At 69.9% G+C, this 14,408-nt stretch carries 11 protein-coding genes; 10 read left to right on the plus strand and 1 reads right to left on the minus strand.

Going from position 1 to position 14,408, the window contains the following annotated elements:
- The first annotated feature begins 382 nt into the window (after positions 1 to 382).
- The 5 genes from AOK09_RS16320 to AOK09_RS16340 all read left to right on the plus strand — a co-directional run bounded on the left by AOK09_RS16320 (position 383) and on the right by AOK09_RS16340 (position 7,140).
- Positions 383 to 1,384, plus strand: coding sequence for an ABC transporter substrate-binding protein (locus AOK09_RS16320; RefSeq protein ID WP_055587936.1), 1,002 nt, complete (start codon positions 383 to 385; stop codon positions 1,382 to 1,384).
- A 75-nt stretch (positions 1,385 to 1,459) separates the two neighbouring features.
- On the plus strand, positions 1,460 to 3,004 hold the full coding sequence (locus tag AOK09_RS16325; protein WP_055587937.1) for a sugar ABC transporter ATP-binding protein: 1,545 nt from the start codon (positions 1,460 to 1,462) through the stop codon (positions 3,002 to 3,004).
- Positions 3,001 to 4,086 (plus strand): ABC transporter permease, encoded by a 1,086-nt coding sequence (locus AOK09_RS16330; protein WP_055587938.1) that lies wholly within the window; start codon positions 3,001 to 3,003, stop codon positions 4,084 to 4,086. The genes AOK09_RS16325 and AOK09_RS16330 overlap by 4 nt, the downstream gene beginning before the upstream one ends.
- Positions 4,083 to 5,090, plus strand: coding sequence for a galactofuranose ABC transporter, permease protein YjfF (gene yjfF, locus AOK09_RS16335; protein ID WP_055587939.1), 1,008 nt, complete (start codon positions 4,083 to 4,085; stop codon positions 5,088 to 5,090). Before AOK09_RS16330 ends, yjfF begins: the two co-directional genes overlap by 4 nt.
- A gap of 601 nt (positions 5,091 to 5,691) precedes the next feature.
- Positions 5,692 to 7,140, plus strand: coding sequence for a non-reducing end alpha-L-arabinofuranosidase family hydrolase (locus AOK09_RS16340; RefSeq protein WP_107101353.1), 1,449 nt, complete (start codon positions 5,692 to 5,694; stop codon positions 7,138 to 7,140).
- Between the two features lie 309 nt (positions 7,141 to 7,449).
- Here the strand turns inward: AOK09_RS16340 and AOK09_RS16345 are convergent, their stop codons facing one another.
- Positions 7,450 to 8,319, minus strand: a complete 870-nt coding sequence (locus AOK09_RS16345) for a PaaX family transcriptional regulator (RefSeq protein ID WP_245687320.1) — start codon at positions 8,317 to 8,319, stop codon at positions 7,450 to 7,452.
- 149 nt (positions 8,320 to 8,468) lie between these two features.
- Here AOK09_RS16345 and AOK09_RS16350 point away from each other — a divergent pair, with 149 nt between their 5' ends.
- The 5 genes from AOK09_RS16350 to AOK09_RS16370 all read left to right on the plus strand — a co-directional run bounded on the left by AOK09_RS16350 (position 8,469) and on the right by AOK09_RS16370 (position 14,351).
- Entirely contained in the window at positions 8,469 to 9,371 is a 903-nt protein-coding gene (locus tag AOK09_RS16350; protein ID WP_055587940.1) for an SDR family NAD(P)-dependent oxidoreductase, read from the plus strand.
- 10 nt (positions 9,372 to 9,381) lie between these two features.
- Positions 9,382 to 10,266, plus strand: coding sequence for an amidohydrolase family protein (locus tag AOK09_RS16355; protein WP_055587941.1), 885 nt, complete (start codon positions 9,382 to 9,384; stop codon positions 10,264 to 10,266).
- 75 nt (positions 10,267 to 10,341) lie between these two features.
- Positions 10,342 to 11,826 carry an acyl-CoA synthetase gene (locus AOK09_RS16360; protein WP_055587942.1) on the plus strand — a complete coding sequence of 495 codons (1,485 nt, stop codon included), beginning with the start codon at positions 10,342 to 10,344 and terminating at the stop codon, positions 11,824 to 11,826.
- Positions 11,827 to 11,846: 20 nt separating this feature from the next.
- Positions 11,847 to 12,317 carry a MaoC family dehydratase gene (locus AOK09_RS16365; protein WP_055587943.1) on the plus strand — a complete coding sequence of 157 codons (471 nt, stop codon included), beginning with the start codon at positions 11,847 to 11,849 and terminating at the stop codon, positions 12,315 to 12,317.
- 666 nt (positions 12,318 to 12,983) lie between these two features.
- The gene (locus tag AOK09_RS16370; protein WP_055587944.1) at positions 12,984 to 14,351 is read left to right on the plus strand and encodes an alpha/beta fold hydrolase; all 1,368 of its coding nucleotides are present in this window, start codon (positions 12,984 to 12,986) and stop codon (positions 14,349 to 14,351) included.
- The last annotated feature ends 57 nt before the right edge of the window (positions 14,352 to 14,408 follow it).

The following is a 14,408-nucleotide window of genomic DNA, read 5'->3' on the forward strand; positions in this document are numbered from 1 at the left end:
CGATCACTCTTGGCCCGGCGGCGTCAGGCGACCGCTCGCCGGACCAGGCCCGTCCTCGGCGATCGCCTGGGGCGTACCGTCGCCCCGGATCCCGCTGGGCAGCGGCTACCGCCACTGATCAGCGAATCAAGCGGAACCACCGTACGGCCGGTGAACGAGTCCGCCGGATCACCGACCTCCCCTCGGAACCGAAGCAGCGTCGCCAGGCTGCCGTCTGCACGCCTGACCACGCTGATCGTGAGCGCTAACACGATCAACCGTCGCTGGTACAAGCGGCCCACCAGGCCGATCCCGGCAGGCGCGGCAGGCAGCGCCGCACTGCAGAACCCGGGGGCGCCAGCCAACGCCCCTCCCGGGCCACCCACCCACTTACGGAGAAGACATGATCGACAGACGCCGCTTCCTCGCGATCACCGCCGCCACCGCGGCCGCCGGCGGGCTCGCGGCCTGCGCGAAGAAGAACCCCGGCACGACGACCGGTTCGGACAATGCCAGCAAGCCGATCACCCTGGGTTTCTCGCAGGTGGGATCGGAGAGCGGCTGGCGTGCCGCCAACACCCAGTCGGTGAAGGACGCCGCCAAGGCCGCCGGGATCAACCTCAAGTTCTCCGACGCCCAGCAGAAGCAGGAGAACCAGATCTCGGCGATCCGCAGCTACATCGCCCAGAAGGTCGACGTGATCTCCTTCTCCCCGGTGGTCGTCACCGGCTGGGACACCGTCCTGAAGGAGGCGAAGGCCGCAGGCATCCCGGTGATCCTCACCGACCGTTCCGTCGAGACCTCGGACCCCTCGCTCTACGTCACCCTGGTGGGCTCGGACTTCGAGAACGAGGGTGAGCGCGCCGCGCACATGCTGGAGAAGATCCTGGGCGGCCGCAAGAGCACGGTCAAGATCGCGCAGCTGGAGGGAACCACCGGCGCGGCCCCCGCGATCGAGCGCGCCAAGGGCTTCGCCAAGATCATGCAGGCGAGCGACCCCAACTGGAAGATCATCGCCAGCCAGTCCGGTGACTTCACCCGCGCCGGCGGCAAGCAGGTCATGTCGGCTTTCCTGCAGGCGCATTCGGACATCGAGGTGCTGTTCTCCCACAACGACGACATGGCCCTCGGGGCGATCCAGGCGATCCAGGCCGCGGGCAAGACGCCCGGCAAGGACATCCAGATCGTGTCGGTCGACGGTACTCACGACGGCTTCGTCGCCATGACCAAGCACCAGATCAACGGGATCGTCGAGTGCAACCCGCTGCTCGGCCCGCAGTTGATGGACGCCGCCAAGACGGTCCACGCCGGCAAGGGCTCCACCCTGCCCCGGTGGATCAAGACCCAGGAGGGCGACTTCATGGCGGACCAGGCTGCGGCGGCGTTGCCGAACCGCAAGTACTGACAGCCGGACGCGGGAGTGCCGGGCCTCTCCGGCACTCCCGTACACGTCGCGACGATTCCCTCTAGGAGCACTGCCATGGCAGAGCCTCGACCCGTCCTGGAAATGAAGTGCATAGTCAAGGAGTTCGCCGGCACGCGGGCGCTGTCAGGCGTCGACTTCCGGCTCTTCCCCGGCGAGATCCACGCTCTTCTCGGTGAGAACGGAGCCGGGAAGTCCACCCTCATCAAGCTGCTGACGGGGGTTCACTCGCTGGACGGGGGAACGGTCAGCCTGGACGGGCGGCCAGTCCACATCACCGGACCGCTGCAGGCGCAGCAGGCCGGCATCAGCACGGTCTACCAGGAGGTCAACCTCTGCCAGAACCTCTCGGTGGCGGAGAACATCCTCATCGGACGCGAGCCGGTCCGGGCAGGCCGTATCCGGTGGAAGCAGCTGCGCGAACAGGCCACCGAGCTGGTGACCCGGTTCGGTCTCGACCTCGACGTCTCCGCGCCGGTCGGCTCGTACCCCCTGGCCGTGCAGCAGCTGGTGGCCATCATCCGGGCCGTCAGCATCAGTGACGCCGCCGAGCGGCGCGGTGCGGGCGGCTCCAAGGTGCTGATCCTGGACGAGCCCACCTCCAGTCTCGACCGCGGGGAGGTCGAAGAACTCTTCGCCCTGATGCGGCGGCTGAGGGACGAGGGCATGGCGATCGTGTTCGTCTCGCACTTCCTCGACCAGATCTACGAGGTCTGCGACCGGATGACCATCCTGCGCAACGGGACCCTGGTCGCCGAGCACATGGTCGCCGACCTCGACCAGATGCAGCTGGTCCAGCTGATGATCGGCAAGGACCTCGGTCAGCTGGAGGAACTCAGCGAGCACCATGCGCAGCCGGCTGACGGTGAGCCGCTGCTGAGGACGGAGGGCCTCGGCCGGACCGGTGGCATCGCCCCGTTCGACCTGGAGGTCCACGCCGGAGAGGTCCTGGGTCTCGCAGGTCTCCTGGGCTCCGGACGCACCGAGCTGGCCCGGCTGCTGTTCGGCGCCGACGCCCCCGACGGCGGACGGGTCGACATCGACGGCAAGCAGGTCGCGCTGCGAGCGCCGAACGACGCCATCGGCCGGGGGGTCGCCTTCCTCTCGGAGAACCGCAGGGCCGAGGGGCTGGTGCCGGACCTGACGGTGCGGGAGAACATCATTCTCGCCCTCCAGGCGGCACGCGGCTGGACCCGTCCCGTCCCCGTCTCACAGCGCGACGAGCTGGTCGCCAAGTACATCGCGGCGCTGGACATCCGTCCCGCCGATCCCGAGGCGCCGGTCAGCGCCCTCAGCGGCGGAAACCAGCAGAAGGTGCTGCTGGCCCGCTGGCTGCTCACCCGGCCGAAGCTGCTCATCCTGGATGAGCCGACCCGGGGGATCGACGTCGGGGCGAAGGCGGAGATCCAGAAGTTGGTGGTGTCCCTGTCCGAGGAAGGCATGGCCGTGGTCTACATATCCGCCGAGCTGGAGGAGGTCCTCCGGCTCAGTCACACCATCGGGGTTCTCCGCGACCGCCGGCTCGTGTCCCGGATTGCCAACGGTCCCGACGTCACGGCCGGGCGGGTCCTGGAGATCATCGCGAGTGGAGAGCACCGGTGAGCCTCTCATCCCTGTGGCGCGCCGCGACACAGCACCGGCTGTTCTGGCCCGTCGCCGCCCTGATCGTGCTGCTTCTGATCAATGTGCCGTTCACGCCCGGATTCTTCGAGATCCACCTGAAGAACGGCCACCTCTACGGCAGCCTCGTCTCCATCGTGCTGTTCGGATCGCCGCTCATCCTGGTGTCGATCGGCATGACCCTGGTGATCGCCACGGGCGGCATCGACCTCTCGGTCGGGGCCGTGGTGGCGATCTCGGGCGCCCTCGCCTGCCTCGTCGTCAGCAAGCAGGCGGACCAGAACAGCGTGGCGGGTGTCCTCCTGAGTTTCGGGCTCGCACTGGCCGCGGCGCTGGTCTGCGGCGCCTGGAACGGTCTGCTGGTCGCCAGGCTCGGCATCCAGCCGATCATCGCCACACTGATCCTGATGGTCGCCGGCCGCGGCGTCGCCCAGCTGATCACCGGCGGCCAGATCATCACCGTCAACAGCGACTCGTACTCGCTGATCGGCGGAGGCTACTGGCTGACCCTGCCCTTCTCCCTCTTCGTGGTGGCCCTGGTGGTCGTCCTGAGCATGGTGCTCACCCGCCGCACCGCCCTCGGTCTGCTGGTCGAGGCGGTCGGCGGCAACGCGGAGGCCAGCCGTCTGGCGGGCATCAGATCGCGCCGCATCAAGATCATGGCGTATGTCTTCTGCGGACTGTGCGCCGGCGTCGCCGGCCTGATGATCAGTTCCAACGTGTCCGCCGCTGACGGCAACAACGCGGGACTGTGGATCGAACTCGACGCGATCCTGGCCGTCGTGATCGGTGGCACCTCGCTCACCGGCGGGCGGTTCCATCTCGGCGGCACGATCGTGGGGGCACTGATCATCCAGACCCTCACCACCACGATCTACACCATCGGCGTGCCCACCCAGACCAATCTGGTCTTCAAGGCGGTCGTCGTCATCATCGTGTGCCTGTTGCAGTCCGCCGCCTTCCGGGAGAAGGCGTTCGGCGCCCTGACCAAGCGGCGCAACCCTGCCAGGAAGGATCCGGGCGCGTCGGTCGACGCCGCTCCGCAGCTGGAGGTGTCGCCGTGAGCGTGATCAGCAGAGGCGGGCCGAGCCCGCACGGGTACCGGTTGTTGCAGGACAGGCGGCTGCCCGTCCTGGTGACGGCCAGTCTGTTCGTCGTCATGTTCGGCTTCGGCGCCTTCCGTTACCAGGCGTACGGCTTCCTCGATGCCCAGGTCTTCATGAACCTGTTCATCGACAACGGCTACCTGCTCGTCGCCGCCGTCGGCGCGACCTTCGTCATCCTCACCGGCGGAATCGACCTCTCGGTCGGATCGGTCATCGGGTTCACCACGATGCTGACCGCCTGGCTGGTGGAGAAGCAGGGTCTGCCCCTGCTCGTCGTGGCCCCGATCGCGCTCGCCGTCGGCGCGTTCGGCGGTTATCTGATGGGCTATGTGATCCACCACTTCGAGATCCAGCCCTTCATCGTGACCCTGGCGGGGCTGTTCTTCTTCCGGGGTCTGTGCCTGGTCATCAGCAAGGAGTCCATCTCCATCAGCGACCCCGCGGTGGACAGACTCGCGCAGACACACGTTCCGCTGCCCGGTGGGTCCTTCCTGTCGATCGCCGCCGTCGTCTCGCTGGTCGTGCTGGCCGCGGCGTTCTACGTCCTGCACTACACACGTTTCGGCAGGCGGGTGTACGCCATCGGCGGGAGTGAGCAGTCCGCACTGCTCATGGGGCTCCCCGTGGCCGGTACGAAGATCGCGGTCTACACCGTCAGCGGATTCTGCTCCGCCCTGGCCGGGCTGCTGTTCACCCTGTACATCCAGTCGGGTGACCCGCTGCACGCGGTGGGTCTCGAACTCGACGCGATCGCATCGGTCGTCGTCGGCGGCACGCTTCTCACCGGCGGCTCGGGCTATGTGATCGGGACTCTCTGCGGGGTGCTCGTCCTCGGCCTGATCAAGAGCCTCATCCAGTTCGAGGGAACGCTCAGCTCCTGGTGGACGAAGATCGCCACCGGAGTGCTGCTCTTCGCCTTCATCCTGATCCAGCGCACCATGACCGCCCGTCGCCGGGGCTGAGCGGCAAACGACAGGGCGGCATCCGCCCTCCGCCTGTCCTGTCGGTGCGCACTCCGGCGCACCGACGGGACAGGGACAGTCCAGGGGATCGAAGGATCCCGTCACACAGCCGGGCAGGACCGGGTGCAGACCGGTCGTCGCCCGGCGACCGATCTCGGAGGAGGTGGTGGGCGGGCAGGACATCCTGTGAGTTCTCCCGCCGAGTGACCGAGCTCCGGTCACGGGATTGATCAGCGCAGTCCTCGAAGGTCGACGGCTCGCCGGAACCGCACCGTTCCGGGTACCGGCGCATCCGCGCGAAACGCGGGGCTCAGCCCCCGTCTGACGGACCGAACGATTCGTATCGATTGTCGTGGTCCGAAGGTGCACCCGCCGATGACATCGGCCGGGCCCATGCCGATTCTGCAGCACTGCTCAGCGGCTCTGCCCGGATGTCACGTCCATAGCCCGAAGGCGCGGGGGCCGTCGCGGCTCAACTGCGGCAGTGGCGAGCATTCTCGCCGGCCGATTGACAACACTTGGTGCACGCGGACAGGCTGACATGTACATGTTAGCGGTAACAGAGCCGCGACAGCGCCATTCGTCCACAAAGGAGATCCCCATGCGCAGACGAAGTTCCCACCGCAGGCATCTGCCTGTGGTGCTCGCCACCGTGGTGGCGGCCGTGGTCGCGCTGGCGGCGACACTCGTCGCCAGCCCGGCTCAGGCCGCCACCACCGGCGCGCTGAAGGCTGTTGCCTCCGGCCGGTGTCTCGACGTGTCGGGCGGCAGCCAGACCGACGGCGCCTCCCTGCAGATCTACGACTGCTGGGGCGGCACCAACCAGCAGTGGACGCTGACGAACAGCAACCAGCTGACCGTCTACGGCAACAAGTGCCTGGACGTCCCGAACCACGCCACCGCGGCCGGCACCAAGGTGCAGATCTGGACCTGCAGCGGCGGTGCCAACCAGCAGTGGCGGGTGAACTCCGACGGCACCATCGTCGGCGTCGAGTCCGGGCTGTGCCTGGACGTCACGGGCAGCGGCACGGCCAACGGCACCGCCGTGGAGATCTGGACGTGCAACGGCGGCAGCAACCAGAAGTGGAGCGGCCTGACCCCCACCTCGACGCCGACCCCGACCACGTCCGCGCCGTCGGGCGGCTCGTGCGCTCTTCCGTCGACGTACCGGTGGTCGTCCACGGGCGCTCTGGCGCAGCCGGCGAACGGGTGGGTCTCGCTGAAGGACTTCACCAACGTCGTCTACAACGGCAAGCACCTGGTCTACGCATCGAACGTGTCGGGCTCGTCGTACGGCTCGATGGCGTTCACCCCGTTCACCAACTGGTCGGACATGGCGTCGGCCGGCCAGACCGGTATGAGCCAGGCCGCGGTGGCGCCCACGCTCTTCTACTTCGCTCCCAAGAACATCTGGGTGCTGGCGTACCAGTGGGGTTCATCGCCCTTCATGTACCGCACCTCGAGCGACCCCACCAACCCCAACGGCTGGTCCTCCGCGCAGGCGCTCTTCACCGGGAGCATCTCCAACTCCGGCACCGGCCCGATCGACCAGACCCTGATCGCCGACGGCCAGAACATGTATCTGTTCTTCGCCGGTGACAACGGCAACATCTACCGGGCGAGCATGCCGATCGGGAACTTCCCGGGCAACTTCGGCTCGTCGTACACGACGGTCATGACCGACTCGACGAACAACCTGTTCGAGGCCCCCGAGGTCTACAAGGTCCAGGGCTCGAACCAGTACCTCATGATCGTCGAGGCGATCGGCTCCAACGGGCGCTACTTCCGCTCGTACACGGCCACCAGCCTGAGCGGATCGTGGACCCCGCAGGCCGCCAGCGAGAGCAACCCCTTCGCGGGCAAGGCCAACAGCGGTGCCAGCTGGACCAACGACATCAGCCACGGTGACCTGGTCCGCAACAACCCCGACCAGACCATGACCATCGACCCCTGCAACCTGCAGTTCCTCTACCAGGGCAAGTCCCCCAGCGCGAGCGGCAGCTACGACCAGCTGCCGTGGCGGCCGGGTGTCCTCACCCTGCAGCACTGACCTTCCCGTTCCACAGTGATCGGGATCCGGTGCGGTCTGCAGGTGCCCGGGCCGGCGGTTCACGGCCTGGGTGACTCCACCTGCTGACCGGTGCACACTCCCACGGGGAACCCCAGCCGCGCGTCGGCTGGGGTTCCTCCATGAGTGGGCAGCACCGGCCCCACACCGGTCGGGGTGAGCAGGGAACGACCGCCGCCCCGGGCAAAGCCCCGCATGCACCCCGCCCGGCGGACAGGTCGTCCCGGACGTGCTTCCGGGAGAGGACGGTGATCCGGCCGAGGCCGGAGGGGAAGGGCCGGGCGCTGGAACTCACCCCTGCAGCGGCAGCGTCTCCAGCAGCGCCTCCGCCTGGGCCCGGGCCCGGGCGTCCACCCGGGCGTCGGCCCGGCGGAAGACAGCCTCGGCGGCCGCCGCCGGCCAGTCCGCGGGCAGGTGCCGCACGGGCAGATGCGGGTCGGCGCGGACGATCTGCAGCCACTCGGTCAACAGCAGCAGCTTGACGGCCAGTTCGTCGAGGCCGGGGGCGGGTGCGCCGTCGGCGAAGGCGGACCAGCGGTCGAGGAAGGCGCGGTACCCGCGGGCCGGGGTGGCCAGGTCCCAGGTGTCGTGGACCATGGCGTCGATGTCGGTCGCCGGGTCGGCGGTGGAGCGGAACACCGAGACGTACGGGCCCAGTTCGGGGTCGCCGGTGATGGCCCCGACATCGGCGTGACCCGGGGCGATCCACAGTCCGCCGATCAGCGGACCGAAGCCGGCCCAGGTCAGCCGGGAACGCAGGTCATGGCGCTGGCGCTGGGAGGACTCCGGCAGCGAGAAGGCCAGGAGGGTCCAGGTGCCGTCCCAGTCGTCGTTGACGGCGCCCCGCTTCCAGACCCGGTCCTCACCGTCGCGCAGAATGGCCGCGGCGCGCTCGGTGAGTCCGAAGTACATGCGCCGTCCCTGGCGGCGGCGCTGCAGCAGTCCGCGGTTGACCATGCGGGTCAGGGTCGAGCGGGTGGCGTGCTCCCCCACCCCCGCCCGCCCGAAGACCTCGATGACGCTACCGGAGTAGACGCAGTTGCCGCTGCCCAGGACGTAGTTGCCGAGGAAGGTGAGCATCAGCGTCTGCGGCCGCGGGGCGGCCTCCGCCACGCTCCCGGCCTCCTCTGCGCCGGCCGTGCCGTGCATCTCGCCTGCCATGTCGTCCCTCCGCGGTCGATCCACCTCAGCGATGCGCCAAGGTTACGCATTCCATTGACTGTCGCAACAGAAGTGCATAGCGTGACAGTCGTGCGCGTGCACCTTACGCGCCCCGCGCACCGCCTCTCACCTGCACAAGGAGACACAGTATGGATGTTTCCGGCAAGGTCGCCGTGGTCACCGGCAGTGGCCGGGGGCTCGGGCTCGCCTACGCCCGCGCGCTCGCCGCAGCCGGCGCCTCGGTCGTGGTCAACGACGTGGACGAGGCAGCCGCCGGGGCTGCCGCCGAACTGATCGTCAAGGAGGGCGGGACGGCCGTCGCCGAGGCCGTCGCCGTCGGCACCGCGGAGGCCGCGGACGCCCTGGTGAACCGCGCCGTCGCCGAGTTCGGGCGACTGGACGTCATGGTCACCAATGCGGGCGTGCTGCGCGACCGCGTCCTGTGGAAGATGTCCGACGAGGACTTCGACACCGTCCAGCAGGTGCATCTGCGGGGCACCTTCACCTGCGCCCGCGCCGCCGCCGTCCGGATGCGCGAGCAGGGCGAGGGCGGGCGGATCGTGGTCGCCGGCTCCCCCGCCGGGCAGCGCGGCAACTTCGGCCAGACCAACTACGCCGCCGCCAAGGCCGGGATCGCCGCCATGGTGCGCACCTGGGCGATGGAGCTGGCCAGGGCCGGGATCACCGCCAACGCCGTGGTCCCCAACGCCGCCACCGAGATGACCCGGACGATGCCGCTCTTCGCCCCGTACATCGAGGCGTACGAGATGGACGGCACCCCCTTCCCCGACGCGCTGCGCAAGGGCGTCGCCTTCGGCGTCGCCGAGGACTGTGCGGGCCTGGTCGTCTTCCTCGCCTCCGAGGCGGCGAAGGACGTCACCGGCCAGTGCATCGGCATAGGCGGCGACAAGCTCTCGCTGTGGTCGCACCCCCAGGAGGTCTCCGCCGCCTACACGGACGGGGGCTGGTCCGCGGAGGCGATCGCCGCGGCCTGGCCGGTGTCGGTGGGCCGGCACCCGGAGAGCTACGGCATCCCCGCCCCGACGCTGTAGGGAGGCCCACATGACGGGCATCGACATCGACGCGATCACCGCCATCGACGTCCACACCCATGCCGAGGTCTCCTCGCGCGGACAGGGCTCGCTCTCCTCCGAGCTGGAGGAGGCGTCGAGCACGTACTTCAAGGTCGAGGGCGGCCGGCGCAAGCCCACCCTGCCCGAGATCGCCGCCTACTACCGCGAGCGGCGGATGGCCTGCGTGATCTTCACCGTCGACGCCGAGGCGGCCACCGGCACGCCGGCCGTGCCCAACGAGGAGATCGCGGAGGCGGCCGCCGAGAACCCCGACGTGATCATCCCCTTCGCCTCGATCGACCCCGCCAAGGGCAGGGCGGGTGCCCGCGAAGTCGGTCGTCTGGTGCGGGACTTCGGGGTGCGTGGCTTCAAGTTCCACCCCAGCGTCCAGGCGTTCTACCCCAACGACCGGTCGGCGTACGTGCTGTACGAGGCCATCGAGGAGGCCGGCGCCATCGCGGTCTTCCACACCGGCCAGACCGGCATCGGCGCCGGCACGCCGGGGGGCGGCGGGATCCGCCTCAAGTACTCCAACCCGCTGTTCATCGACGACGTCGCGGCCGACTTCCCCGGCATGCCGATCATCATGGCCCACCCCTCCTTCCCCTGGCAGGACGAGGCCCTGTCGGTGGCCACCCACAAGCCGCAGGTCCACATCGACCTGTCCGGCTGGTCCCCGAAGTACTTCCCGCCGCAGCTCGTCCAGTACGCCAACTCCCTGCTCCAGGAGAAGGTGCTGTTCGGCACGGACTATCCGCTGCTCACCCCGGAGCGCTGGCTCAGGGACTTCGCAGCGCTGCCCATCAAGGACGAGGTCCGGCCGAAGATCCTCAAGGAGAACGCCGCCCGGCTGTTCGGCCTCACCAAGGACTGACCGCGCCCGGGCCCGGACGCTCCGGCCCCCACCGACTCGGCGACCGCAGCACCAGGGAGACAGAGGAGTTCCCGCATGCGTGACCACGGCATCGGCTCCTGGACCGCACGGCGCGCCCGCAAGAGCCCGCAGCGCACCGCCGTCGTCCACCAGGGCACCCGCCTGACCTACGCACAGCTGCACGACCGCAGTACCCGCCTCGCCCACCATCTGTGCTCGCTCGGCGTCGGGCGCGGCGACCGGGTGGCCTTCCTCGGCCCCAACCATCCGGCCTTCCTGGAGACCCTGTTCGCCGCCGGCCGGCTGGGGGCGGTCTTCGTCCCCCTCAACACCAGGCTGGCAGCGCCCGAGCTGACCCACTGCCTGACGGACTCGGGCACCACCTGCCTGGTCCACACGGACGCCTTCACCGGCTTCGCCGAGCAGTGCGGGGTGTCCCGTACCGTCCCGGTCGGCGAGGGATACGAACGGGCGCTGGAGCAGGCCGGGGAGAGCCCCCTGGACGAGAACGTCACCCATGACGACCTCGCCATGATCATGTACACCTCGGGGACCACCGGCCGCACCAAGGGCGCCATGCTCACCCATGGCAACCTGGTCTGGAACAGCATCAACACCCTGGTGGACGGGGAGTTCGCCGCGGACGAGGTGACGTTGCTGTCCGCCCCCCTGTTCCACACGGCGGCGCTCAACATGACCTGTCTGCCGACCTTCCTCAAGGGCGGCACGCTCCTCCTGGAGGAGTCCTTCTCCCCCTCGCGCACCCTCGACCTGGTCGAGGAGCACCGGGTGACGGTGATGTTCGGCGTACCCGCGATGTTCCAGCAGATCGCCGCCGAGCCGCGCTTCGCCACGGCCGACCTGTCCTCGGTACGGAGCATGATGTGCGGCGGGGCGCCCGTCCCCGAGTCGCTGATCCGTGTCTACGAGAAACGTGGCCTCAGCTTCATCCAGGGATACGGCATGACCGAGGCCTCGCCCGGGGTCTGTCTCCTCGACGCCGCGAACGCCCTGGCCAAGGCGGGCAGCGCGGGCCTGCCGCACTTCTTCAGCGACGTCCGGATCACCGGCCCCGACGGGGCGGACGCCGAGCGCGGCGAACTGGTCACCGAGGGCCCCAACGTCATGGCGGGCTACTGGGGACTTCCGCTGGCGACCGCCGACGCCCTCCGCGACGGCTGGTTCCGCACCGGGGACGTGGCCGTCAGGGATGCGGACGGATACGTCACCGTCGTCGACCGCGTCAAGGACGTGATCATCTCGGGTGGCGAGAACATCTACCCCGCGGAGGTGGAGAAGGCCCTCCACGAACACCCCGACATCGTGGACTGCGCCGTGATCGGCGTACCCGACGAGACATGGGGCGAGGTGGGCCGGGCGGTGGTCGTCCTGCGGGCGGGCGCCACCGTCGACGAGGCCGGGATCCTCGCCTCCCTCGAGGGCCGCCTCGCCCGCTACAAGATCCCCAAGTCCGTGGTCCTGACCGACGAACTGCCGCGCAGCGCCGCCGGCAAGCTCCTCAAACTCCCCATCCGCCGGGCCTACGGCACCGACGCCTGACCCTCCACCGAAGGAAACCCATGCCCACCGCACCGCACCGCACCGTCACCGGACTCGACGGGATCAAGGCCCTCGCCGGCGTCGACCTCGGCCGCACCGGCTGGCTGGAGATCACCCAGGAGCGGGTCGACACCTTCGCCGACGCGACCGACGACCACCAGTGGATCCACGTCGACCCCGAACGCGCCGGGGACGGCCCGTTCGGCGGCACGATCGCGCACGGCTATCTGACGCTCTCCCTGGTCATCCCGCTCTTCAACGAACTCCTCGGCGTCGAGGGGATCCGCATGAGCATCAACTACGGGCTGGACAAGGTGCGCTTCCCCACTCCGGTGAGGGTCGGCGCGAGGATCCGTCTGCACGGCACCGTGGACTCCGTGGACGAGGTCAAGGGCGAGGGCGTCGAGATGCAACTCGGCTTCACCGTGGAGGTGGAGGGTTCCGACAAGCCTGCCTGTGTGGCAGCTGCGGTCTACCGGCACTATGCCTGACCTGGCCGTGAGGCGCTGAAGGCCGGTCGGCCGCTCCGGTGACGTCCGGGGCAGGGCGCGCACCCTCCCCGGCCGACCGGGGTCGAGGTCGGCCGTAGGCGGTGCCCGGCGCGGCCGTTCGGCCACGGGGACGGGCGGTCCGGGTCCGGCTGCGACGCAGCGGGGACCAGCCCGCCCGGTCCGGGCGGCCCGGCCGGGCGGCCCGGCCGGGCGCTGCCCCGTCCGGCACACCGAAGGACGTCCCACTCGGGCGGTGGGTGGGCCCCCGCGTGCGGCACGGGTGGGCGTTCGGCCCCCGGGGCGGCCGGATCCGGGTTGTGGGCCGGAGCTCCGGTTCGCCGCCCGGGGTGAGGCCCGGCAGGCACCCCGTGCCCGGGGCTCGGAGGACCCTGGGTACCGCCCGGACGACAGGCCAGGCGTGGCCTTCCCGCCTGGCGACCTGCTCGCACACAACTCATCTGTGGGACGTGGAACGGGTTCTGACGGGACGTCCGTAGCGGCCGCGTACAGCCGGCCCGCCCGAGGACCGCCCCGCCGCGGGCGGTGTGCACCCCGGCTGCCGAGCCCTGAGCTGATGTTCGTCATATTCTTGACGGCCGTTTCAGGTCAGCCATACATTCGCTGGACACTCCGGCACGCTCCCACCTCGAGAAGCGGAGCTCCTCCATGTCCGTTCGCCCCCTGCGCGGGCTCGCACTGGCCTGCGCAGCCCTGGTCCTGACCGTCACCGCTCCGGCCGCCACAGCGTCGGCAGCCACCACCGGCGCCGTCCAGCACACCGGGACCCTCTCCGACGGCGCCACCTGGACCGCCGACCGACCCGCCGACTGGAACGGCACCCTGCTGCTCTTCGCCCACGGCTTCGGCTCCCTGCAGGCCCAGGACGCACCGAGCCCCGCGGCGCAGCAGGAGCTACTGGCCGAGGGGTACGCCCTGGCCGGATCCTCCTACGACCCCGCCGGGTCACTGTGGGCCCTGGACTCCGCCGAACGCGACCAGTTCGCCACCCTTGACGCCTTCCGCCGCGAGCTCGGCAGGCCCCACCGCGTCATCTCGGTCGGCCTGTCGATGGGCGGCCTGATCAACGCCCAGATCGCCCGGGACGGAGCCGGCCGCGTCGACGGCGCCCTGGGGCTGTGCGGCCTGGTCGCGGGCGGTGTCGACCTGGACAACTACCAGCTGGACGCCGAGTACACCATCGCCTCGCTGCTCGACCCGGACGACGCGGACCGGCTCGTCGGCTTCAGCGGCCCCGACCAGGCGACCGCCCTCGCCGGACGGCTCACCGCCGCCGTCACCGAGGCCCAGACCACCGCCCAGGGCCGCGCCCGGATCGCGCTCGCCGCCGCCTACCTCAATCTGAGCGACTGGGCACCGGGCCAGAAGCAGCCCGCCGCGCACGACTACGCCGGCCAGGAGGCCCAGCAGTACGACTGGCTCGCCCAGGGACTGCTGTACTTCCTCGTCCCCGCCCGCTACTCGGTGGAGCAGTCCGCCGGCGGCAACACCTCCTGGAACCGGGGCGTCGACTACACCGCGCTGCTCGACCGCTCGGCCCGTGCCGCCCAGGTCAAGTCCCTCTACCGGGCGGCGGGACTGGATCTGCACGCCGATCTGGACCGGCTGACCAAGGGCGCGCGGACCACCGCCGACCCGGCGGCCGTCCGCAACCTGGAGCACAGCTCCACCGCGGGACAGGGCCTGGCCGTACCGCTGCTCGACATCCACACCACCTCCGACCAGCTGGTCCCGGTGGAGCAGGAGAACGCGTTCGCGGCGCGGGTGCGCGCAGCCGGTGACTCCTCGCTGCTGCGGCAGGCGTACACGGCCCGGCAGGGCCACTGCAACTTCACCACCGCCGAGGTGGTCGCCGCACTGCACGCGCTGGAGCACCGGCTGGACAGCGGCCGCTGGGGCGACGCCGCGACCCCGGAGCGGCTGCAGTACCAGGCCGGCACGCTCGGCCTCGACGGTGCGGCCTTCACCCGCTTCCGCCCGGACACCCTGAGCGGTGTCCGCCGCTCCCTGCGCTGACCCCCGCCACCCCCCCAGCCTTCAGGAGTCCCCTTGTCCGCCACGGCCACTCCCCCC

The organism is Peterkaempfera griseoplana (genome assembly GCF_001418575.1).
In the GTDB taxonomy this organism is placed as follows: Bacteria; Actinomycetota; Actinomycetes; order Streptomycetales; family Streptomycetaceae; genus Peterkaempfera; species Peterkaempfera griseoplana.

Bases quoted from the DNA above. Each gene is read 5' to 3' on its own strand.
- AOK09_RS16320 (WP_055587936.1), top strand. From the start codon at position 383: ATGATCGACAGACGCCGCTTCCTCGCGATCACCGCCGCCACCGCGGCC.
- AOK09_RS16325 (WP_055587937.1), top strand. From the start codon at position 1,460: ATGGCAGAGCCTCGACCCGTCCTGGAAATGAAGTGCATAGTCAAGGAG.
- AOK09_RS16340 (WP_107101353.1), top strand. From the start codon at position 5,692: ATGCGCAGACGAAGTTCCCACCGCAGGCATCTGCCTGTGGTGCTCGCC.
- AOK09_RS16345 (WP_245687320.1), bottom strand. From the start codon at position 8,319: ATGGCAGGCGAGATGCACGGCACGGCCGGCGCAGAGGAGGCCGGGAGC.
- AOK09_RS16350 (WP_055587940.1), top strand. From the start codon at position 8,469: ATGGATGTTTCCGGCAAGGTCGCCGTGGTCACCGGCAGTGGCCGGGGG.
- AOK09_RS16355 (WP_055587941.1), top strand. From the start codon at position 9,382: ATGACGGGCATCGACATCGACGCGATCACCGCCATCGACGTCCACACC.
- AOK09_RS16360 (WP_055587942.1), top strand. From the start codon at position 10,342: ATGCGTGACCACGGCATCGGCTCCTGGACCGCACGGCGCGCCCGCAAG.
- AOK09_RS16365 (WP_055587943.1), top strand. From the start codon at position 11,847: ATGCCCACCGCACCGCACCGCACCGTCACCGGACTCGACGGGATCAAG.
- AOK09_RS16370 (WP_055587944.1), top strand. From the start codon at position 12,984: ATGTCCGTTCGCCCCCTGCGCGGGCTCGCACTGGCCTGCGCAGCCCTG.